Here is a 21237-nt window from a genome sequence, read left to right as displayed (position 1 = left end):
CTTGCCTGACCACGCTATAGTGCGCCTTTGTGCACTTTTGCATAAGGAGGACAGCATGAAATCAATGATCGCGATGATCGCCGCCATCTCCATGATGCTCCTGGCTGGCTGCCAATCGACGCAGCCCAGCCAGCAGATTCAGCAGGAAACAAATGAATGCATGCACTATCGCGCCATGATGACGGCCCCGATGGCGCCGGACGCGATGCAGCGATTGAAGGTGGAGTGCGAGCAATCCAGGGAGCATGAAGTTATTAAGCAAGCATGACGTGCAACATACAAGCCATAGCGCTTGCCGTCACCAAACTTGAAAAAGACATTTTCAAATCATGGCCCGGACCAGACTACATCGTGATGCTAGCGCTGGAGAGCGTTAGTATTGTGCATTAAATACAATTTTTCCAGCCATACTTTTTGACATGAATAGCATTTCTGCATGACAGGCATCGCGATCGGGTTTGAAATACGTTGACGGTATGGCATGATGCAATAATTGGATGGATTTCTTATTTGCAATCTTCCATATAATGCCGCCAACTGCTCGCAACGATTAGCGAGCAATATCCTCTCCTTCGAGATAAAGACAAATGACAAAAATGATAAAATTTGCCACAGCCATTTCCCTCGCAGCACTACTCGCAGGCTGTGCAGCGCCTCAACGCGCCACCTTTACGCCCTTGCCATTTGACTCGGCTGAATATGATGCTCTCCCCAAAACGGGTACAGGCATAGTAAGAGGCCAAGTTTTTGCCAAAACAGTAGGCGGCTCCGTGAAGAAAGGCGCAGGCAATCCGGTGTTATTAATACCGGTAACAAAATATCGCGAACAATGGTACCGAGAGTCTTTGCTTGGAGGTAAGGCTGCGACAGTCGGACAAGATCCCCGCTACGCGAAATATGACATAGAAAAAACTACTGATGGAGAGGGTCGCTTCGAATTTACGGATGTCCCGCGAGGTACTTATTATGTCCTCAGCAACGTAAACTGGGAGACAGTATCGGAGAACGAGTACGCGCGTCGCCTGGGCCTTCTTGATCAGCAAGGCGGTTTGGTAGTACGAACGGTAAATGTAAAAGACGGTGCCGTTAGCGACGCAATACTTAGTCGATAAACCGAAGAGGCTATTGTCAAGAGTAGTAAATCATTGAGGGCGTGCCGTTCGCTCTCAATGATTTAAGCAAGCTTCAATAAATTATTATTTCTGCATTACACAAACGGCGCGCTGATCAGTGGCCGGTGATCGCCCCCCGCTTCGGATAGACAATAGCAGCCACCATAATGGCCTTGCCGGCCTTCTTTCAGAGACCCATCCACCTTGAAAAAAATCGCCCTCGCCGCATCCGTTGCGGCCATCGCCCTCGCTGCCAGCGTGTATGCCTCGCCCTACTACGCCTTGCACCAGATGAAAGCCGCCATCGCCGAGCGCAATGTCGATGCCTTGTCCTCGCATGTGGACTTTCCTGCCCTGCGCGGCAGTATCAAGAGCCAGCTGGAAAAAACCATGGGCGAGAGCATCCAGGCGGCGACGGCCAGCGACAATCCGTTTGCAGCGATGGGGCAAGCCATGGTCACCACCATGCTGGGGAAGATGGTCGACGCCATGGTCTCGCCCGAAGGCGTGGCGGCGATGGTCAGCAAGAGTGCGGTCGGCGCCGATGCCGATCAAAACACGCCCGCGGCCGGCGCACAGGAAAAGACGGATTATTCCGTGGCGTATGCGGGCTGGGACAAATTTGTCGTGCGGGCCAAGGCCGATGGCGACGAAAAAGGCGGCCTGGTCTTGCAGCGGCACGGACTTTGGGACTGGAAGCTGAGCGCGATTGAACTGACACCGGCGGTGGCCGGGCATTAAACGCGTCAGCACCCTCCTTGTCGAATTATCAAAATACTGTATATAATTACAGTATATCAGGCATTCGACAGAGGAAAGTAGCGCATGACAGAATTAAACACCCAGCAGCCAGGCACGGCACCTTACGCCATTTCCGTCAGCGATACGATAGATAGCGAGGTCGAGCAAGTCATCCTGGGTGGCTTGAACGCCTATAACGACAGCATCACGGGCACCAACGACCGGCAGGCATTGACGGTGGTCGTGCGCGATCCGGATAGCAAGCAGGTGCTGGGCGGCGCCATCGGCCGGACTTCCTTAGGCCTGCTTTTCCTGGACTTGCTGTATTTGCCGGCGGCCTTGCGCGGTAGCGGCCTGGGCAGCCAGATACTGGACGCCTTCGAGCAGGAAGGACGCCGGCGTGGCTGCGTCGCTGCCGTGCTATACACGATCAGCTTCCAGGCGCCGGACTTTTACGCGCGGCGCGGCTGGCGCACCTTCGGCGAGATCGGCTGCCATCCGGCAGGCAGCAGCCGCATCTTCATGAGCAAGCATCTCTAGCGAACAGCGCCAGCACGGTTTTGACGACTGGCGGCCTTACATGCCCAGCGACTTGAGCAGGTCGGAATTGTCGTCTTCGTCGGGCGCTGCCGCCGCTGCAGGCGCGGCGGCGGCGCTTTCCTGGTTCGCATGTTCGGTGGCCATCAGCGCATCGGGATCGGATTCGCGGGAATCGAAATCGTGCAGCTTGATGAACTCGGTGCGGTCGATCGCCAGTTCCAGATAGAAAATATTGTTCTTTTCCGTGTAGAAAGTCACGCGGCGCATTTCCGGGCGGTCCAGCGGCGTATCGACGCTGAGCATCACCTGCTTGTTCAGCACCAGCATCTTCGGCTGGTTCTGCGTGATATTAGTTTGCAGCTCGCGCCGGATCTTGCCCGTGAAGTCGCCGACGATCTGGTTCATCAGCTCACCCATGATGTTCGACACTTCATCGGACGTATAAAAGCTGGCCAGTTCCGACTTTGGCATACCCATGTGCAACATATAGCGCTCGTAGATTTCCATCGCCGTGTCGGCTGCGAAATTGAGCACCACCAGGCCCGTAAAGCCGCCGTCGAACATGACGAAACAGCCGATATCGGGCTTCAGGCCGGTCTTGGTGATGCGCTGCACCATGCCGGAGTAATTGACCTTGCTTTGCGTTGCGACGTTAAGCACCCGGACCACCGAGTTGCACAAACTCATCAACAAATCTTCTGTACCGTATACAACATGCTTCTCTGCGCTCATGGCTAACCTCTTTACTTTTTATCGATGACAGCATTGTCCTGTTACAGCGCGGTCCGGCACGGCCGACGCTGATGACAATTTGTTTCGTTTATTTCTGTGTAGAAATAACAATCAGAACCGCAGAATACCGAGATGCAAGATTCCCGTCCAGCCATACCTGCATTTACTTGATTATCAGCATGCAAATAGGCGCACACTGTGGCGAACGGGGTAAATCGCTCGCCTGTTTTATACTGCTGCGCGCTATGAACAACCCTTCAGAAAGGCATGCGGGCATGACGGCACTGGAACAGCAGATCACAGAAGACATGACGACGGCGATCCACGCCTGGTTCGATGAGCGTTTGCAACGCACGGACTTGCAGCAGGCCGTGCAGCGCACCAGCTTGCAAGTGGGCATCTTCAGCGATTTCCTGCTCGACTACAAACCAGGCCGCACCATCGTCGACGTCGATCTGGACTTCGGTGATGAAGAAGCGCCCAGGAGACCGACGCGCCTGGATGAAACACAGATGCGCAACGTGATCGCTCCGCAACTGAGCGCCTTGATACAAACGCGGCTGGCCGAGGTGGCCGACACGCCGCTGATCGACTACCGCTTTACGGCCAAGGGGAAATTCCAGACGGCCCAGGGCAAGCTGCATCTGACCTTGCTTGAATACCTGAATGAAAACAAGCGGCAACTGCTGCTGGAACGCATCCATGCGTATATCGAACAAAAGCTGCAACATGGCGGCAAAGCAACGAAACCGCTGGAATCATTCTTTTTGACGCGCCACCTGCTCGATGGACAATTGTTTCCCGTACTCGATGTGGCCTGGACCATCGCCCAGTTCGAGCGCATACAGCAATTGAATCGCGAACGTCCGCAAGCGCTGGCGGAGCACCGTTCAAATATCACCCAGGCCGTGGCGGACTGGGCCGAAAACGATTTCCTGCCCCGTTATTACGATCTGGACATATCCGCTTACAGGGCCACGGAATATACGCCCAAGCCCGGCATGGCCGCCAAAGATGCGCACGAGCAAATCGATTTGTTGCTGTATGGCGCGGTGATGATCTTGCGGCATGAACCCAACTATGCCAAGGCCAAGGGTTTGAAATTTCTCGACATTGCCACGCAGCTGGGCAGCGAACGCGCCGTGCGCCTGCAAACCGAAGGCAGCGGCCATTTCGCGCCTGACGCCATCGCGCTGAAAACTGCGCAGGTGGAATGCCGCGCCAACGATATTTTTGCCGTCATTACCATCGTCATCCTGCAGGAAGACGCGGCAGCCTACGAACAGGCGCTGCGCTTCATCACGCAACTGCTGCAACAGGGGTTTCCGAAAAGTTATCAGATCAAGCTCAAGTCCAAAGCAAAAAACTATCTGCCGCTCAAGGGCCTGGCAAAATCGGACACCCACCGCTTCTTTGCCAACGCCCTTGCCTACCCGGCCCTGCAGCCGCTGCTGCACGACTATGCGCGCGCGGCCATCGAACAGTTCGAGTGGTACACCGATACGGAAGGCGAAAAAAATTGCATGCCGGGCACGTATGCCGTGTTCGGACTGGGCCTGGCGGACGAACGCTATTTTCCCTTGCTCAGCCATTACATGGAACACGTGGATGAAGAGCATCAATCGGTGCAAGACGCCATGACGGCCGCGTTTGCCGTCCAGTATGGCGTGACGGCCAGTTCCGTGGCGCCCCTGGTGGCGTGTCTGCGCCGCTCCACCGACTACCTGAAACTCAAGCTGCAGGCCGAGCTGGACGATGTGGAAAAGCTGGACCTGCTGTACCAGCAAGTGCAGTCGCTGGAAAGCCACGAAGTGGAAAGGGTGCTGTACCCGATCTGGGGCAAGGCGGAGAAACTGGCTGCGCTGGCCCGCAAGGCGCAAGGCAAACGCAAGGAACTGCTGGAAACCTTGCTGGCCAAAATCAATCCCAGCTGACACTCGCCGTGCGTGCAGTGTGCAAACTTATGTATTTCACCATATATAATGCGCTCGCCAAAATTTCCTTGCGGAAATTTTTGGCAATAAACAAACTTATATGGAGAAATGCATGTATCAAGTCCGGTATTTGAAGTCCCTCACCTTGCTGGCAACCCTGATCGGCGCCGCACTGGCCCAGCCTGTCATGGCCGCAGAATCCGCGCACACCGAACTGGCGCCTGTCGAGGTAGCCAGCCTGTATATCAAGACCGTGGTCAATGAAGACGAGGCCAGCATTGCCGCGCTCAATGCCTATCTGCGCGCTACCCGCCTGGCTGGCCACCAGCCGGCGGAATATGCCTCGTTCAGCGAGCTGCGAAAAGCGGCGGCCGAGTTTCCCATCGAGATGGGCAAGACCATCGCCGGACTGTTTCCTGCTGCCATGCAAGCGGGCTTGACGCCGGCAGCGCAGCAACTGGCAGCCAATGTGCTGGCGGCAAAAAACGGCGCCGTCTGCAAGACCACCGGCGCCGAACCCGTCAAGGAAGAGAGGGGCATCCAGACTTCCGCCGTCAGTTTTGAGTGCCAGCTGGTCAAGGCGCCCGTATCGTGGGCACAGGCGGCGCAGCAACTGGCCAAGAGCGGCTGCAAGGCCGAGCAATGCGAAGCTGGCTTGAAAAAGATTGCCGACAGCTACGCATCTGGCCCGCAACAGACCTGGAGCGCCGTGTTTCCTGTCAGCCGGGAAAAAAGCACGGAAGCCTGGCGCAATGATTTCGCACGCGAAACGTTCAACGACATCTGGGAATACCTGTAAGCCTACCGTGCGCAGGGGAACCGGGCGGCGCTCCTATAATCGGCTTCTTACCATCTAGAAAGGAGCTTCGATGCCATCTTCCTCTCCTCGCCCATGGTTAGGTTCTGCCGTACTGGCCCTGTCCGGCTTGGCCGCCTTGCCGGCGGTACAAGCCCAGCAACTGAACGCCGTCGATGCGCGGGCCGCCTGGCCTGAACGCTCCTTGTCTGCCTGCCGCACTGCGCAAGCAGAGGCTGCCGATGCCTGCCTGCTGCGCACCATGCAAAAAAGCGGCGCCCGTCCGCAAGCGATCGCGGCGGCAAAAGCGCTGGCCGCCAGTGGCAACCCCGGCTTTATTTCCGCCTGGCGGCCGCTGGGCAAGGCCGGCCTGGCCACGGTAACGTATCCATTCCGCGCCAATACCAATCAAGGCAGCCTGCTGGTCGGCAGCGATGGCGCCGCCGTCGATATCGATGCGGAGCCGCTGCGCGACGCAGACCGGGCCACGGAAACCTGGCGCACGTTTGCCGCCGCCCACCCGGAATCGCTGCCGTTTGCGCCAGCCACCCTGGTGGGCACGACCAGCAGCGGCGACGGCGGCCACAGCCTGCTGTTTTCCACGCCATTGAAAACCTGCCACGCCTGCGCCGCGGACGGCAGCCTGCTGGTGTCCTACAGCATCGACAAGGCGGGCATCGTACGCGCCCGACAATTATTGGCAATTAAGTAAATCTGTGAATACAATTGCTGGATGGCATGCCTATACAAGCTGCATGCCATCCATTTGATTGATTATTGACAGGAATCCATGCGCCGCTCCCACCTTGCCGTTCTCACTGCCCTGCTATTGTGCTTCCCTGCCGCCCAGGCGGCTGAATCTCCAAACAATACTCCTGTCGCCAGCAGCGCCACGCCGCTGGTGATCGGCGAAAGTTTTACCATCGCCTCCAGGGCCCTGGCTGAAACGCGCCACATCAATGTCTACGTGGCGCGCGCCTGGGATACCGCGCCCGATGCGCCGCTGCCCGTGCTGTACATGCCGGACGGCGGCATCAACGAAGATTTTCTGCACGTGGCGGGCTTGCTGCAGGTATCGGTTGCGAATGGCACGATGCGGCCCTTCATGCTGGTCGGCATACAAAACACGCAGCGCCGCCGCGACTTGACAGGGCCGACCGATAACCCCGAAGACCGCAAGATCGCGCCCGTGGTGGGCGGTTCGGCCGCTTACCGCAGCTTTATCCGCGATGAACTGATGCCGGAAGTCAAGCGCCGCTACCGCACCACGCAGGAAACGGCCATCGTCGGCGAATCGCTGGCAGGCCTGTTCGTGGTGGAAACCTTGTTGCTCGAACCGCAGCTGTTCGACCATTACCTGGCCTTCGATCCCAGCCTGTGGTGGAACCGCAGCGCCTTGCCCGCCCAGGCCGCCGCCCTGCTGGCAAAACAGGGGCCGGGCAAACATAGCCTGTACCTGGCCAGCAGCAGCGAGCAAGGCATCGCCGTCGAAGTGCAGCGTTTGCAGGATATCTTGCTTAAGGATGCCCCAGCGGGCCTGGTATGGCATGTGGAAAAAATACCGGAAGAAACCCATGGCACGATTTACCAGCCCGCTGCCCTGAAGGCGTTCCGGACGGTCTTTCGTCCCGCAGTTACGATAAACTAAGCCATGGGCCACCAAACATGGACAAACTGTAATGTTCCATGATCGGTGCGCTGCGGGCCTGCCCTGTAAAATGCGCTGCCGGAAAGACCATAAAATACACTGTTTTTTCGGCACGTAAAACCTCCCGCCCGACGTCTATCCGAGTACAAAAACATGACCTTCCTGCAATTATTCATCCTCTCCATCGTCCAGGGATTCGCGGAACTGCTGCCCGTCTCCAGCTCTGCCCACGTCATCATGGCGGAAAAGCTGATGGGCCTCGATCCCACCTCGCCCGAACTGACCATGCTGCTGGTGATGTTGCATACCGGAACCATGTTTGCCGTCATCGTGTACTTCTGGAAATCCTGGCGCGCCACCTATTTCAGCTCGACCGCAGCGTTCCGCAGCAATGTCTTGCTGCTGGTCGCCGCCACCGCCATGACGGGCATCGTGGGCCTGGGCTTGCTCAAGCTGATTACCCATGTGGTGATGGCCGATACGCCGGGCTTTGAAATCGAGCATTTGTTTGGCAATGCCAGGCTGATGGCTGCAGCGCTGGCTGCCGCTGGCGTATTGATCATCGTGTCGTCGCGCATGAAGGCGCGCGAGACTGGCGTGCTGAGCGTGCCAAAAGCCATCGTGATTGGCGCCGTGCAAGGCTTGTGCCTGCCGTTCCGTGGTTTTTCGCGCTCCGGCGCCACCATTTCCACCGGCATCGCCATGGGCGTGCCGCAACGCCGCGCCGAAGAATTCAGTTTCGCGCTGGCAGTCGTGCTGACCCCGGCCGTGATCGTCAAGGAAGGCTGGCGTTTCTACAAGGCGATTGCCGATGGCACCATCGCCCATGCGGGCGGCGTGGGACACCTGATTGCCCCCAGCCTGATCGGCATGGTGCTGTCTTTCCTGGCCGGTTTGCTGGCCTTGCGCTGGCTGTCGAGCTGGCTGGAACAGGGCCGCTGGCATTTCTTTGGCGCTTATTGCCTGGCAGCCTCGCTGGTGGTGCTGTGGGTGGGGTAAAATCGCGGGGGCTTCGGCCCCAGCCATGCCTCACTGAAAGTCTCTGATGAATTTTGCCGCCACCGCCGCCCTCTCGCTTGCCATGTCCACCGATGCGTTTGCGGCCGCTGTCGGCAAGGGTGCGGCGCTGCACAAGCCGCGCTGGTCTGAAGCCTTGCGCACCGGACTTATCTTCGGTGTCATCGAAGCCATCACGCCCGTGATCGGCTGGGCCCTGGGCCGGGTGGCCGCGCCGTATGTGGAAGCCTGGGACCACTGGATCGCCTTCGGCTTGCTGGCCATCATCGGCCTGCTGATGATACGCAACGCGCTGGCCAGCCCGGATGCGGACGAAGCGCCCGCGCAAACCCACTCCTTCTGGGTACTGGCCGTGACCGGCTTTGCCACCAGCATCGACGCCATGGTAGTGGGCGCCGGCCTGGCCTTGCTCGGCGCCAATATCGTGGTGACGGCCGCCGCCATCGGCTTTTCTACTTTCGTGATGGTCACCCTGGGCGTCATGCTCGGGCGCGTGCTGGGCACCGTGGCCGGCCGCCGCGCCGAACTGGTCGGCGGCGCCATCCTGATCATCATCGGCTGCGCGATCCTGTACGAACATATCGGACACGCCGCCTGAACAGGCGTACACCGCAGACAGCGGCGCTGCGCAGCCGCGCATTATGCTACATTGAAATCTCTTCGCTCACGCTACACAGGTGACCTTCATGGAAACACTGGAGTTGCTGTTTGCCTCACTGGTACGCGAAACCGCTGCCTCGATCCGCGACCATCACGTGCCGTTCGGCATACGCCAGGATGAGCAGGCGTATTACGCCTGGATGGATGCGCATCCGATCGAGGGATATGTGCAGGAAGCGTACCGGGAAATCGAGGAAACCGCCCAGCAGCTACGCGCCATCCGCGCAGGTTAGCTGGCGCCGGACCAAACCTGCTGCGCGTTGGTAGCGGCGGCCTGCCGCTCGCGACGGTTTTGTCCGGCGCTGCGACTTTTCAATCAAAAAACGCACAACGGAGTGTGTATTTGATAATTTCATATTGATAAATATCAAGCACTCTTCAGTTTTGAATCGGATGGCGGGCCAAGATCGGGACAATGAGGGCTGGCAACAGCATTCTGTGGGTCACACTATGGATCAGGAACACAAACACCATATCAAGGGTTATGAATTCCATGTCACGGGAGCGCTGGAGAAGGATGGGCGCTACCGGGGGATGATATTGCTCAGCCGGCGTGGCGATACCGCGCAGGTGTATGCCAAGCCTGTGCTGATCGAAACGCACAGCAGTTTCAAATCCGTGCATGCCGCGCTGATCGAGGCGTCGGCGTACGCGCAGGAATTGATTTTTAATGGCGCCATCAAGACCTTGTTGCCACCTGCCGATACGCCTGGTGCTGAACAGCCCGCGCCACAGGCATCGAACCTGGCCGGTCACTGAAGGCCAAGAAGGCCAGGAAGGCCAGCAATTGCGCGGTTATAATCGTGCACACCGCCGGGGCCGCTTTACCGCCCTCCCCAGCCTTCCCTGACCCGATGAGACTTGCCTTGATGGATACAATAAACTGGCCGCTGGCCTTCCTGATCATTTGCGCGCTGGTGGCCTTGCTGGCCAAAAAGAATGGCCATTCCTGGTATCTGTTCTTCCTTGCCGCCAGCGTGCCTTCCGTGCCGCTGTTGCTGTTATTGCCACATGTGCTGGACGAAAGTATTTCTGCCCTGCCCACCGTGAGGCTGGCGACGGTGCTGGTATGCCCCGCCATCGCCCTGGTGCTGGGTTTCCGCCAGAAGGCGCGCAAGCCCTGATCGTGGTTGTTTAATCGATACTTAGCGGGCCGGGCCGGCATCGGCCAGGCGCCAGCCAACCGATAGCGCCACTTGCTGCGCTTCGCGTTCATTGCTGCAATCGTCGTAATCGCAGGTATCTTCATACGCGCCGCAGGCCAGGTTTTGGCTGACAAACGAACCTACCCAGCGGCCATCGCGGCGCTGGCGGGCCGTGGCACTGATAGTGAAACCTTTGTGGGTGGTGGGATTTTCCAAAGTCATCATTCCTCCGCATAAAAAGCGTCAGCCACCTGACAGAAGTCCAGTGTGCACCTTGCCGCGTGGATAGTCTGTGCGCTTGACCACACTCATGCCGAAGCGCCATCGACATGCCTGAAGCCACCCGCGATCAGGTATGATTTCGTCATGTGTGGACGACTCAATCAAAATACGACGGCGCGTGAACTGGCGTCGGCGATGGACTGGAGCGACGCGGCGTTCGACAGCGAAGCCGAGCCGCATCTCAATGTTGCGCCCGGCACCTACCGGCCTGTCATGCACGTGGACAATGGCGTGCGCCGCATCGACGATATGTTCTGGGGTTACCGCCCCGCCTGGGCGGCTGCTGCAGCCGCCGTGCCTGGCAAGAAGAAAATCCCGATTGCCATCAATGCAAGATTGGAGAAACTGGGTGGCGCCTACTGGAAACCCTTGCTGCGGGCGGGGCGCGGCATTGTCTGCGTGTCCGGCTGGTATGAATGGACGGGGGAGAAAGGGGCGAAACAGCCCTGGCATATCCACCGCAAGGACGGCGCACCGCTGTTCCTGCTGGCCCTGGGGCATTTCGGCCCCTACGTCCACCATCGCGAGGAAGCCGGTTTCGTGCTGGTCACGGCCGACAGCATGGGCGGCATGGTCGATATCCACGACCGCCGCCCCGTCGCCGTCAGCCGGGAAGACGCCTGGCGCTGGCTCGATCCCAGCTTGACACCGGACGCGGCGCTGCACCTGGCGCGCACCTGCATGCTGGCCACCGCATTGTTTTCATGGCATATCGTCGACAATCCGCTGGTGCCGGCGGCGCGAGTCAAGCCACCTCCGCCAGATTCAGGTCAAGCTTCTTTCGACTGGGGAGCAGACTGATCCAGGCGCGCCACGCGCCGCCACAGGACCTCGAACGGCCCCTGCTTGAAATACCTGAGCCAGTACCGGCTCAGCACCACCTGCCCTGCCATGATCAGCACGGTCAAGCCCAGCATCTCGACCGGCCTCAGGCGGGCAGCCCAGCCCAGGCCCGGCCCTTGCAACAGCCAGGTGCCTATCAATGATTGCAGCAGATAATTCGTCAGCGCCATGCGCCCCACGGGCGCCAGCCAGGAACCCAGCCATTGCAGCATGAAGGGGCCGGCCAGCATCAGTGCCGCCACGTAGCCGGCCGCCAGCAGCGGACCGCCGATAAACAGCAGGATGCCCAATAGCGGTTCGTTGAACAGCGTCTGATACGGATGCAGGGTTTGCCACAAGGTGGCGCTGGCCGACAGCAGGTTGAACGGCAAGCCGACTCCCAGTCCAAGCAGCAATACCCAGCGCCATAGCTGGCGATGACGCTGCGGCTGCAGCAACCAGCCGAAACGCACGGCCAATATGCCCAGCAGGAACAGCGCAATGATGTGCGGCAACATCACGATGGCATACAACAGCTGCATCGCATAATCGCGCGCGCGCAGGGCCGCTACCGCTGCCAGGTCGCCTTGCGTGTAGGTCGCATGGCGGCTGGCGAAGGTTTGCAAACCCTCGGCAATATCTTTCGGGCTGAGCGTGGCGCCCACCGGATACAGCAGGCAGATAAACAAAAGGAAACCGCCCGCGACCAGCCAGGCCCGGTTGCGCACGCGGCCCAGGCGAGCGGCCGCCAGCGGCAGGATCAGCATGCCGGCCACCGCATACGAGGTGAGCACGTCGCCGCTCCAGATCAGGAAGCCATGCAGCAAGCCGAACACCAGCAGCCAGCGCAAGCGCCGGCGATATGCCGCCTGCGCCGCCTGCCAGCTTCCCAGCTGGCGTTTGAGCGAGCGCGTCTGCAGCGCAAAGCCGGCGCCGAACAGGAAAGCAAAGATGGGATAAAACTTCAGTTCGGCGAACGCCGCCACGAAAAAGATGGCGGCCTGGTCCAGCCACGGCGCGTCCGGCGCCAGGGTGCCGTAGCGCAAGGACAAGCTGCCCCAGGCAAAGGCCCAGACGTTCACCAGCAAGATGCCAAACACGGCCAGGCCGCGCAGCACGTCGAGCTGCAACAGGCGGCCGGGTTTGCTACTCACTGGTCAGCCGCGCAAGGTTGGGTAATCCGCCACTTGCAAGCTAAAGCCAGCCTCCTCCGAACGCAAGCTCGCGTGGCCGCCAAACGGCAACGTGACGCGGCGGCGGACATGGCCAAACTCCAGACCCGTCAGCACGGGCACGGGCAGGCGCTGGCGCACATAGGCCAGCATGGTCTCGAAATCGTAGCCGTTATCGAGCGGACTCAATTTATAGGCAGAAAAATCACCGAGCAGCACGGCTTGCTGGCGGCCGATCACGCCCGCGTGCAGCAATTGCAGCAGCATGCGCTCGACCCGGTACGGGTGTTCGTTGACGTCTTCCAGGAACAGGATGCCGCCGTCGATCTCGGGGAAATACGGCGTGCCCAGCAGATGCACCAGCATGGCCAGGTTGCCGCCCCACAGCTTGCCTTGCAGGTCGACCTGCGGATTGCCCTCGGCCACACCGGTCACCGTATGCGTGGGGCCGGCCAGGCAATCCCACAGCTGCTGCTGGGTAAAGTCGACCGGTTCGTCGCGGATAAAATCGTCGCAGATCATGGGGCCGGCAAAACTGGCGCGGCCCGTTTTCGCCATCAAGCCCATATGGAAGGCGGTGAAGTCGCTATACCCGACAAACAGCTTGCCGCTGTCGGCCATGGCCTGGAAATCGATCTCGGGCAAGATGCGGCTGATGCCGTAACTGCCGCGCAAGGCAATCACCACCTGCACGTCGGGATCGGCAGCGGCAGCGTTCAGCTGCGCCAGCCGCCCTGCTTCCGTGCCGCCGAAGCGCTGGAATTTCTGTGCCGGGTCGTAATAGTTGTGGATAGTGGCGCCTTGCGCCTGCAGGCGGGCGATGCCGCGCTCCAGTGCAGCTTCATCGGGCGCGTAACCGCCAGGCGCCACGATGGCGATACCAATCTTGGGTGTAGTCAAAATAAAATCCGGGCGTGGAAAAAAAGACCGCGCGCCTAGGCGGGCTGGGAGCGCAATTGCTCGGTCATCTTACCTTGCAGATGCATATCGATCAAGGCAAGCAGGCGCTCGATCAGCTGCGGCGGCAGGTCGTGGCCCATGCCTTCGATCACTTCCAGGCGCGCCCCCGGGATCAGCGCCGCCGTGTCGATGCCGCAGGCCACGGGGATCAATGGATCGGCCGCGCCATGGATCACCAGCGACGGGCAGCATATGCTTTTCAACAATTCTGTGCGCTCGCCCGAAGCCACGATCGCCACCATCTGCCGCGCCATGCCCTCGGGACAACTCCCCCGCGCCAGCGCCGCGGCTATGCGCCGGCGCAACACTTTTTCAGCGGTGGGATAGGAGGGACTGCCGATCACGCGCACGGTGGCCACCATATGCGCCATCACTTCGTCGGGACTGGCCTTGCGTTTCGGGCCCTGCAGCAAGGCCAGCCGCGCTGCCCGCGTGGGGCCGGGCAAGCCGCGCCGGCCGCTGCTCGACATGATCGATGTGAGGATCAGTATTTGCCGGGGCGCGCGCGCCGCCATCACTTGCGCGATCATGCCACCCATCGAGACGCCGATCACGTGCGCCTGCGCGATGCGCAAGGAATCCAGCAAGCCCAGCGCATCTTGCGCCATGTCGTCCAGGGTATAGGCACTTTTTAAAGGCCAGCCGACCAGGTTTTTCAGGTAGGCCAGCGGCAGGTGCGGCTTGCCCGCCTGCCTCATCTTGCTCGACAGGCCGGCATCGCGGTTGTCAAAGCACACGACAAAATAACCTTGTTCGACCAGTCCTTCGACGAAGTCTTCCGGCCAGGCGATCAATTGCATGCCCAGCCCCATCACCAGCAGCACGCAGGGATCGGTCGGCTTGCCATGCGTTTCGTAGGCAAGATTGAGGCCATTGGCCATGATGGTTGCCATGCTTGCCTTTCATCCAGGAATAGCCCGTCAGGGCCCTGGAATCAGCATATCACCATTGCGGCCCAGCCATGGCGCCGCACGCGGCAGCCGGGCTGGGGTGTTGCAACTTGACTACGATTACTTGGCGCGAGGCAAGCTCTCCGCCAGGTCCATCCATGCTTGCGGCTGGGCCTTGCCCCGCTCGCGCACGCCAAAGAAGGACAATACCTGCGTGCCTTCATTGTCAAAGAACTCGACCGAGGTCACGCCGCCGCGCTTGACAAGCCAGCCGCTGCGCAGCGCCGTATCGCGGATGTGCAGGTTGAAGTCCGGATCGAGCACATTGTAAAAGCCGCCGGCAGCCATGGTTTTCTCCACCTTGCCGCTGTAAATCTGCGTCAAGCCTTCATTGCCCAGGAATACCATGATGGCGACCTTGTTCCTGGCCGCGCCTTCGAGCAGGCTGCGCAGCGCTTCCGGCATCACGCGCTCGACCGCACCGGCTGGCGCCAGGCGCAACGCTTGTTCGCGCGACAAGTGGAATTCACGCATGATTTGCGCAAACTGATGCACGTCCGTCATGTCTTTCCAGGCCAGCTGGAATTCTTTCACATCGATCTCGCTATCCGGCTTTTCCGCCGCTTTCGGCGCGGCTGCCACCACGTTCAGCTCGGCGCTTTGTTCCGGCAGACGGAATTTGGCGACGATCTGCTCAAATACGGCCACGCCAGGCTCGTTACGCAGGAAAACCTTGTGCACGGCCATGCCGTTGGCGTCAAAGAATTGCAGGCTGCGCGTCAGTTTGCCGTCGCGGCCAGGCTGGGCCACGGCAAATGCATATTTCCAGTTTTCAAAGTGAAAACGCAAGTCGATCGCCCCGCCCAGGTAGCCGCCGGCAATATTGCGCTGGCGCGCTTCTTTTTCAGGGTCTTGCTGATTGCCAGCCTGGTCCGCCTGCTCCGACTTGTCGCCCGCCTGCTTGAACTTGCTGGCCGTGCCCGTGGTTTCGATCACGCCATTTTCATTGCGCGTGATCGCCTGCACCACACCCAGGTCCAGCGCGGCGCGCATGATTTCGCGCGGCTGGTTGCCATCGGCTTGCAGGCGCGTGACGCCATTACCAAGATTGGTCGCCAGCAATTGCGCTTCCGACACGCCCAGTGCGCGCGCCGCATCGCGGATCTGCAGCTTGGGCTGCTCGGTGCGCAGGGTGGACCAGCGTTCTGCCAGGGTGGCTGGGGCCGCGTATGCGTTTGCAATCAGCAGGCTGCCTAGCAGGGAAAGAACGAGTTTGGATAACTTCATGGACAGTCCATTCAATAAAACATGGGAGGCGGCCAGCGCCTCCCGGTGGGAAAAATTAGTAATTGACGCTCAGGCTGGCGGCGATATTGCGGCCCGGCTTGGCGTAGCGCTCGATTTCGCTGCGCGTGGCCACCGTGGTGCCGGCCGGCAAGGAACGCGAGGCCGAGTAATCCCAGTACTTGCGGTCGGTCAGGTTGTACACGCCGAAGATGAGCTTGGCGTGCTTGTTGATGTTCCAGTAGCTGGACAAGTCAAAGGTCGTGTACGACGGCACCTTGAAGCGCGGCGTGGCCACGCCCGAGATCACATCGTCCGGCGCCTGTTTTTCACCAGCGTGCAAGGCCACCAGTTCCACCCCGAACAGCTGGTTGCTGTGGTCGTAGCCGAACGACAAGGCCGTCTTGGCCGGCGCCACCGACGCCAGGCCAGCCGTCTCGCCCGTCAGGGTATTGTAGGCGCGGCCCTTGGCGATGCCGGTGGCCAGGTTGGCGTGGTAGCCCTGGAAAGCAGGCAGCCAGGTGCCCAGCTCGGCACGCAGGTTCAGCTCGCCACCCCAGGTGCGCGCATTGCCGATGTTTTCCGGACGGTACAGGCCGTAGGTGATGGTCGGGAAATTGACCGGGTCGGGCGGCTGGATCACGTACTCGATCATGTCCTTGTATTCCGTCTGGTAAACGGACAGATTCATGCTCAAGCCCTTGCTGACATCGCCTTTCAGGCCCAGTTCGAAGGCGGTGCTGGTTTCCTTGCGCAAGTCGGCATTGCCCAGGATGGCGTAGCCATTGCCGGTGCCCGTGTAGCTGAAGGAATCATAGGTGCCCGTGCGTTCGGCGGCCGTCGGCAGGCGCGTGCCACGGGTGGCGGTGGCGTAGGCGTCCAGTTGCGGCAGCACTTCCACCGACAGGCTCAGGCTGGGCGTAAAGTAGCTTTCGCTTTCCTTGCGCACTTCTTTCGAGGCGCCCGGCACGGCGATCACGTAATTGTCCAGGTTCTTCGGCTCCAGCTTGCGGTAGTCGCCGCGCAAGCCTGGCGTCAGGGTGGCTTTCTTGCCGCCCAGGTTAAAGGTGTAGTCGTCGCGCAGGTACAGCGCCAGCTTGGTGGTGTCCAGGTCGGCCATGCGGTTCTTGCGCGTGATCTGATGCTCGCCGGTGGCAATCACGGTCCGGTCTTCCAGCCAGGGGCGGCGCGACTGGGTCTGTTCCAGCTGCAAGCCATACACCAGGGCATTGTCGGCATTGACCTGTTTAAACGCTTCCGAAGTGACGCCCACGCTGTTGTTGCTGAAGCTGGTATCGATATTGCGGAAATACGGCTTGCCGCCCGTGATGTAGCGGGCATGGGTTTTATCCTGCACCTTGGCGTCCTGCGTATAGACTTTGGACGTCAGGCGGTCGAACAGGGCAAAGTCCTTCAGGACGATGTCATGGCCCAGGCTGATACGCGTGCGGCGCGTGACGGAATCCTGCTTCACGCCTTCCGGATACGAGGCGCTGACCTTGTTGTCGACTTCGCGCTGGTTGATGCGCTCGAACATGTCCACGGTCAGGTCCAGCTTTTGTTCGCCCGGCAACGCCCACACCAGCTTGGACAGCAAGGCGTTCGAGTGCCAGTCGTCCGGATTGACGGGCGCGTCGCCGCGGCTGTCGGTCTGCTCGCCATCGCGGCGCACATACACGGCCAGCGCTTGCAGGCTGGCCCCGACCTTGGCCGCGCCCGTCACGGTGTGGGCGTTGCTGCGGTTCGAGGTGGTGCGGCCGAATTTGTAGCCGGCGTAATAGTCTTGTCCTGCGCCCAGGTAATCCTCGGGCGACTTGGTGATGAACGTCACGTTGCCGCCCAGGCCAGGCGTGCCGGCGCCGACGGAAGTAGTGCCCGAATCGATGCGCACTTCGCGGAAAGTTTCCGGATCAAAATAGTCACGGCCCGTGGCGAAGGCGTTCAGGGTGGTGCCGTCCGGCTTGGGCGCCGCATCCGGCAAGGAAATGCCATCGACGTCCAGGCTGACGCGGTTGCCTTCCATGCCGCGCACGTTGTAGCCGGTATTGCCCGAACCATCCCACACGTTGCCGCTGCCCGAGGCCGCGGCTGGCGCGCTGATCAAGGGCAGATACCGCACCACGCCGCCCATGTCCGTCACGCCCTGGCGTTCCAGGTCGGTGCTGCTGATGACGGTCTTGGTGCCGGCGCGGCGTTCGTATTCCTGCTTGCCGCTGACGACGATTTCCGGGAAGGTCGGCAGCTTGGCCGGCTCCTGGGCCGCCGTGCCTGCGTTAACGGCGGCGGTGGTTTGGGCGTGGACTGGCAGCAAGGGAGCGGCAAACAAGCCCAGCAAGGCGGCACGCAGCACCAGGTTATGGCGGCGGGCGGGTGTGATGGAAATGGCGGGGGCAGCGGGGGTAGCGATCAGCTGCAGATGTACTGGTGTCATGATGGTCCGGTAAAAGAGTAAAGGCTGGCTCTTGAACCCGGATCGACGAAGTGACGCGAGGAAAGTTTGCTGGCAAAACAATACTGTAACACGAATCATTCTCATTTGAGAATGGGCAAATCGTCTATTCAGATGTTATTTAGCAACAGTGACAGTGGAAACCGCCAGCCAGGACGGCTGGCGTAAAATCTTATTTTGCCGCCAGGCGGGCTGCCGCCTGCGCGCGGCGGCGCTCGACAAAGAAACGCTTCAGAAAGGCGCCGCACTCGTCGGCCAAGACTCCGCCGCTGATCGCCGTCTGGTGGTTCAGCGCGGTCTGCTCGAACAGATTGAGCACGGAACCGCAGGCGCCCGTCTTCGGGTCGCTGGCGCCAAACACCACGCGCGACAGGCGCGCATGCAGCATGGCGCCCGAACACATCACGCACGGTTCCAGGGTCACATACAGTTCACAGCCGGGCAAGCGATAGTTGCCCAGCTTGTCGGCGGCAGCGCGCAAGGCCTGGATTTCCGCATGCGCGGTCGGGTCGTGGCGGCCGATCGGCTGGTTGTAGCCGGTGGCGATGACGACCCCATCCTTGACGACCACGGCGCCCACCGGCACTTCACCGAGGTCCCACGCATGCTGCGCCTGCTCCAGCGCCAGCTGCATGAAGCCGGCATCGGCGCCATTATCCTGCATTTCAGTCATTGGTGACTTCTGCCCAGCAATTCGGGGTTTCATGCAAGACCAGCTTATGCAGGTGCAAACCGGTGCCGAAATGGTCGGTAAACGCCGCTTTCAGGATCTCGAAAGCGATGCGGGCCAGGTTTTCCACGGTGGGAATGCGGTCGATCACCACCGTTTTATGGTCCGGCAGGCTGGCCAGGAAGTCGCGCACGGCCACGTCCTTTTCATACACCAGGAAGGCGTGGTCCCAGACGTCAACCAGGTGCTGCTTGGCCAGGGTCTTCACGTCGGAAAAGTCCATGATCATGCCGTTGTCGGAATTGCCTTCGGCTTCGATGACATTGCCGACCAGGGTGATTTCCACCGTGTAGCGATGGCCGTGCAGGTTGCGGCACTGGCTTTTATGGTCGGGAATGCGGTGGCCCGCGTCGAATTCGAGCTTGCGTGTGATAGTGAGCATAATTTTTATATTAAGGAATTTGCAGAAGTTTATGGGTTTGCAGGCTCAGCTTCCACTTCGGGTTGCTTTTGCATGTCTCGATGGCCAGCTGCATATTGTGCGCGGCCAGCGGGCCGTCCATGGCTTGCACGAAGAAATTGTCGAAATCGAGCCCTTCGTAGGCGGCCAGGTCTTGCTGGAATTGGGGGATCACCACCTTGATCTCGTTACCCTTGTGCACCACCAGGGTGGAACCCATTTTCGGGCTGACGCAGATCCAGTCCACGCCTGCCGGCACCGGCAAGGTACCGTTGGTTTCGATGGCGATGGTAAAACCGACCGCATGCATGGCATCGATTAAAGCCGTGTCGAGCTGCAGCAACGGCTCGCCGCCCGTAAACACCACGTATTTGCTGGCGGTATATTTTTCCGGCCACAGGCTGTTGATCAGCGCGGCCAGTTCCTGCGGCGTCTTGAACTTGCCGCCCCGTTCACCATCGGTGCCGACGAAATCGGTATCGCAAAACTGGCACACGGCCGTGGACCGGTCGCTTTCGCGGCCCGTCCACAGATTACAGCCGGAAAAGCGGCAAAACACGGCTGGCCGGCCCGCATGCGCGCCTTCGCCCTGCAGCGTGTAAAAAATCTCTTTGATGCTATAAGTCACTGTATTTCCTAAGAGCTGGCTGGCGCCACCGCGCGGGCGGGCACATGGATACGGGGGCCGCGCAGGGCAAGCCGGGGCCGCAAAAGCCGATTGACAACCCTCTATTATAAGCGTGCACAGGGTTTCCCGTGCAAATCTGGCCTTGCCGCCTGGCTGCGCGCCTGTACCGGTCACGCCACAGACACGGGAATAATTCCGGAGTTTTTGCGTTTAGACAATATAAATGTCTTCTGGTTAATATATTTTCAAGTAACGTTATTTCCTGTTGGAAAACAATCAGGGAGCAAGAACATGATGCCATGCAAGGCACAGCTGAGCAGCCGCCTTTGCCTCTTCGTCTGCGCGGCTGCTACCGGCCTGGTCTTCGCCACCGCCACCGGACGGGCCGGCGATGCCGACGCCCGGTGGCCGTCCAGCGACGCCGACCTGTTGAACCTCGTCACCGGCTGCGCCGTCCTGCTGGGCCTGCTCGCCTTGCTGCTGCTATGGCGCCAGCGCCAGTTCAGCAGCGTCCACCTCAGGCTGCGCCGTTTACAACGCGAACAGCAGCAGCTAGGCGAACAGGAACGCGAACAGGAGCGGCGGCGCATCGGCCGCGACATCCACGACGACCTGGGCCAGCATTTGCTGACCCTCAAGATGGATCTGGCGATGCTGCAAAAAAACGCCCACCTCAGCTATCCGCTGCTGGCGCGGCAACTGGCCATGATGGTGCAGAATGTGGACCTGAGCATCGCCTCGCTGCGCTGCGTCATCGACGACTTGCGCCCGCCCGCGCTGACGCAGGGCTTGAGCGTGGCCTGCAGCGCCCTGCTGGCCGAGTTTTCGCGCGTCAGCGGCATCGGCCACGACTGTGCGCTGGGCCAGCATGATGCAGACCCGGCCCGGTCCCTGGCCAGCCAGCATGACGCCCTGCTCTACCGCGTGCTGCAGGAAGCGCTGGCCAATATCGCCCGCCACGCCCGCGCCACGCGCGTCCAGGTCAGGCTGGAACGCCTGCGCGGCGACGCCTTGCATCTCGACATCGCAGACAATGGCATCGGCATGCCCGCCGCTGCCGGACACGGGCGCTGCGGCCTGGCCGGCATGCGCGAGCGCCTGGCTGCGGCGGGCGGCACGCTGGAGATCGGCATGCCGCCAGGCGGTGGCACGCATATCCACTTGACCTTGCCGCTCGGCAAATCGACCATCGTTGAAAATATTGCTCATTATCAATAACAAATGCGGCCGGCACTGCATCATGGCCCTCTCGTTCCCAGCACCGCCCCAGCTCCACACCCGACACCCAATGCCCA

25 protein-coding genes are annotated in these 21237 nt (G+C 60.3%); 15 read left to right on the top strand and 10 right to left on the bottom strand.

What is annotated here, in order from left to right; translation table 11 throughout:
• Positions 1-55 precede the first annotated feature (55 nt).
• The 4 genes from ACL9RI_RS21235 to ACL9RI_RS21220 all read left to right on the top strand — a co-directional run bounded on the left by ACL9RI_RS21235 (position 56) and on the right by ACL9RI_RS21220 (position 2393).
• Positions 56-268: a hypothetical protein gene (locus ACL9RI_RS21235; RefSeq protein ID WP_422728478.1), complete on the top strand. Its 213-nt coding sequence runs from the start codon at positions 56-58 to the stop codon at positions 266-268.
• Positions 269-587: 319 nt separating this feature from the next.
• Positions 588-1112, top strand: coding sequence for a hypothetical protein (locus ACL9RI_RS21230; RefSeq protein ID WP_422728477.1), 525 nt, complete (start codon positions 588-590; stop codon positions 1110-1112).
• Positions 1113-1316: 204 nt separating this feature from the next.
• Entirely contained in the window at positions 1317-1853 is a 537-nt protein-coding gene (locus tag ACL9RI_RS21225) for a DUF2939 domain-containing protein (RefSeq protein WP_422728476.1), read from the top strand.
• An 84-nt stretch (positions 1854-1937) separates the two neighbouring features.
• Positions 1938-2393, top strand: coding sequence for a GNAT family N-acetyltransferase (locus ACL9RI_RS21220; RefSeq protein ID WP_422728475.1), 456 nt, complete (start codon positions 1938-1940; stop codon positions 2391-2393).
• 36 nt (positions 2394-2429) lie between these two features.
• On the opposite strand, the gene ACL9RI_RS21215 is transcribed toward ACL9RI_RS21220, so the two are convergent.
• Positions 2430-3125: a DUF3334 family protein gene (locus ACL9RI_RS21215; protein ID WP_422728474.1), complete on the bottom strand. Its 696-nt coding sequence runs from the start codon at positions 3123-3125 to the stop codon at positions 2430-2432.
• 275 nt (positions 3126-3400) lie between these two features.
• On the opposite strand from ACL9RI_RS21215, the gene ACL9RI_RS21210 reads away from it, so the two are divergent.
• The 9 genes from ACL9RI_RS21210 to ACL9RI_RS21170 all read left to right on the top strand — a co-directional run bounded on the left by ACL9RI_RS21210 (position 3401) and on the right by ACL9RI_RS21170 (position 10304).
• Positions 3401-5059: a DUF6138 family protein gene (locus ACL9RI_RS21210; protein WP_422728473.1), complete on the top strand. Its 1659-nt coding sequence runs from the start codon at positions 3401-3403 to the stop codon at positions 5057-5059.
• A 112-nt stretch (positions 5060-5171) separates the two neighbouring features.
• A complete protein-coding gene (locus tag ACL9RI_RS21205) occupies positions 5172-5858 on the top strand; it encodes a hypothetical protein (RefSeq protein ID WP_422728472.1) in 687 nt (228 codons plus the stop codon).
• A 70-nt stretch (positions 5859-5928) separates the two neighbouring features.
• Positions 5929-6567, top strand: coding sequence for a hypothetical protein (locus ACL9RI_RS21200; protein WP_422728471.1), 639 nt, complete (start codon positions 5929-5931; stop codon positions 6565-6567).
• Between the two features lie 78 nt (positions 6568-6645).
• Complete coding sequence (locus ACL9RI_RS21195; protein WP_422728470.1) at positions 6646-7503, top strand: alpha/beta hydrolase; 858 nt, start codon at positions 6646-6648, stop codon at positions 7501-7503.
• A gap of 153 nt (positions 7504-7656) precedes the next feature.
• On the top strand, positions 7657-8502 hold the full coding sequence (locus tag ACL9RI_RS21190; protein WP_422728469.1) for an undecaprenyl-diphosphate phosphatase: 846 nt from the start codon (positions 7657-7659) through the stop codon (positions 8500-8502).
• A 46-nt stretch (positions 8503-8548) separates the two neighbouring features.
• Positions 8549-9118, top strand: coding sequence for a manganese efflux pump MntP family protein (locus tag ACL9RI_RS21185; protein WP_422728468.1), 570 nt, complete (start codon positions 8549-8551; stop codon positions 9116-9118).
• A gap of 88 nt (positions 9119-9206) precedes the next feature.
• Entirely contained in the window at positions 9207-9413 is a 207-nt protein-coding gene (locus ACL9RI_RS21180) for a hypothetical protein (RefSeq protein WP_422728467.1), read from the top strand.
• A 217-nt stretch (positions 9414-9630) separates the two neighbouring features.
• Positions 9631-9939 (top strand): hypothetical protein, encoded by a 309-nt coding sequence (locus tag ACL9RI_RS21175; RefSeq protein WP_422728466.1) that lies wholly within the window; start codon positions 9631-9633, stop codon positions 9937-9939.
• Positions 9940-10049: 110 nt separating this feature from the next.
• Positions 10050-10304 carry a hypothetical protein gene (locus ACL9RI_RS21170; RefSeq protein ID WP_422728465.1) on the top strand — a complete coding sequence of 85 codons (255 nt, stop codon included), beginning with the start codon at positions 10050-10052 and terminating at the stop codon, positions 10302-10304.
• 21 nt (positions 10305-10325) lie between these two features.
• Here the strand turns inward: ACL9RI_RS21170 and ACL9RI_RS21165 are convergent, their stop codons facing one another.
• Positions 10326-10547 (bottom strand): hypothetical protein, encoded by a 222-nt coding sequence (locus ACL9RI_RS21165; RefSeq protein ID WP_422728464.1) that lies wholly within the window; start codon positions 10545-10547, stop codon positions 10326-10328.
• A gap of 144 nt (positions 10548-10691) precedes the next feature.
• Here ACL9RI_RS21165 and ACL9RI_RS21160 point away from each other — a divergent pair, with 144 nt between their 5' ends.
• Positions 10692-11408, top strand: coding sequence for an SOS response-associated peptidase (locus ACL9RI_RS21160; RefSeq protein ID WP_422728463.1), 717 nt, complete (start codon positions 10692-10694; stop codon positions 11406-11408).
• Here ACL9RI_RS21160 and ACL9RI_RS21155 read toward each other — a convergent pair.
• The 8 genes from ACL9RI_RS21155 to queE form a co-directional block, all read right to left on the bottom strand.
• Positions 11378-12583, bottom strand: coding sequence for a DUF418 domain-containing protein (locus ACL9RI_RS21155; protein WP_422728462.1), 1206 nt, complete (start codon positions 12581-12583; stop codon positions 11378-11380). The two genes, ACL9RI_RS21160 and ACL9RI_RS21155, sit on opposite strands and share 31 nt — an antisense overlap.
• A gap of 3 nt (positions 12584-12586) precedes the next feature.
• Entirely contained in the window at positions 12587-13501 is a 915-nt protein-coding gene (gene ldcA, locus ACL9RI_RS21150; RefSeq protein ID WP_422728461.1) for a muramoyltetrapeptide carboxypeptidase, read from the bottom strand.
• Positions 13502-13536: 35 nt separating this feature from the next.
• Entirely contained in the window at positions 13537-14454 is a 918-nt protein-coding gene (locus tag ACL9RI_RS21145; protein WP_422728460.1) for an alpha/beta fold hydrolase, read from the bottom strand.
• 117 nt (positions 14455-14571) lie between these two features.
• Positions 14572-15738, bottom strand: coding sequence for a hemin-degrading factor (locus ACL9RI_RS21140; protein WP_422728459.1), 1167 nt, complete (start codon positions 15736-15738; stop codon positions 14572-14574).
• A gap of 55 nt (positions 15739-15793) precedes the next feature.
• Positions 15794-18166, bottom strand: coding sequence for a TonB-dependent hemoglobin/transferrin/lactoferrin family receptor (locus ACL9RI_RS21135; RefSeq protein WP_422728458.1), 2373 nt, complete (start codon positions 18164-18166; stop codon positions 15794-15796).
• Between the two features lie 190 nt (positions 18167-18356).
• Complete coding sequence (gene tadA / locus ACL9RI_RS21130) at positions 18357-18857, bottom strand: tRNA adenosine(34) deaminase TadA (RefSeq protein WP_422728457.1); 501 nt, start codon at positions 18855-18857, stop codon at positions 18357-18359.
• On the bottom strand, positions 18850-19296 hold the full coding sequence (gene queD, locus ACL9RI_RS21125; RefSeq protein ID WP_183677786.1) for a 6-carboxytetrahydropterin synthase QueD: 447 nt from the start codon (positions 19294-19296) through the stop codon (positions 18850-18852). The genes tadA and queD overlap by 8 nt, the downstream gene beginning before the upstream one ends.
• A gap of 10 nt (positions 19297-19306) precedes the next feature.
• Positions 19307-19942: a 7-carboxy-7-deazaguanine synthase gene (gene queE, locus ACL9RI_RS21120; protein ID WP_422728456.1), complete on the bottom strand. Its 636-nt coding sequence runs from the start codon at positions 19940-19942 to the stop codon at positions 19307-19309.
• A gap of 291 nt (positions 19943-20233) precedes the next feature.
• Between queE and ACL9RI_RS21115 the strand changes: the two genes are divergently transcribed.
• Complete coding sequence (locus ACL9RI_RS21115) at positions 20234-21160, top strand: sensor histidine kinase (RefSeq protein WP_422728455.1); 927 nt, start codon at positions 20234-20236, stop codon at positions 21158-21160.
• Positions 21161-21237 lie beyond the last annotated feature (77 nt).

The sequence above is a fragment of the Janthinobacterium sp. Mn2066 genome (genome assembly GCF_049319705.1).
Classification (GTDB): Bacteria; Pseudomonadota; Gammaproteobacteria; order Burkholderiales; family Burkholderiaceae_D; genus Janthinobacterium.
Note: the sequence above shows the minus strand (reverse complement) of the source record. Positions and strands in the feature narration are given on the sequence as shown.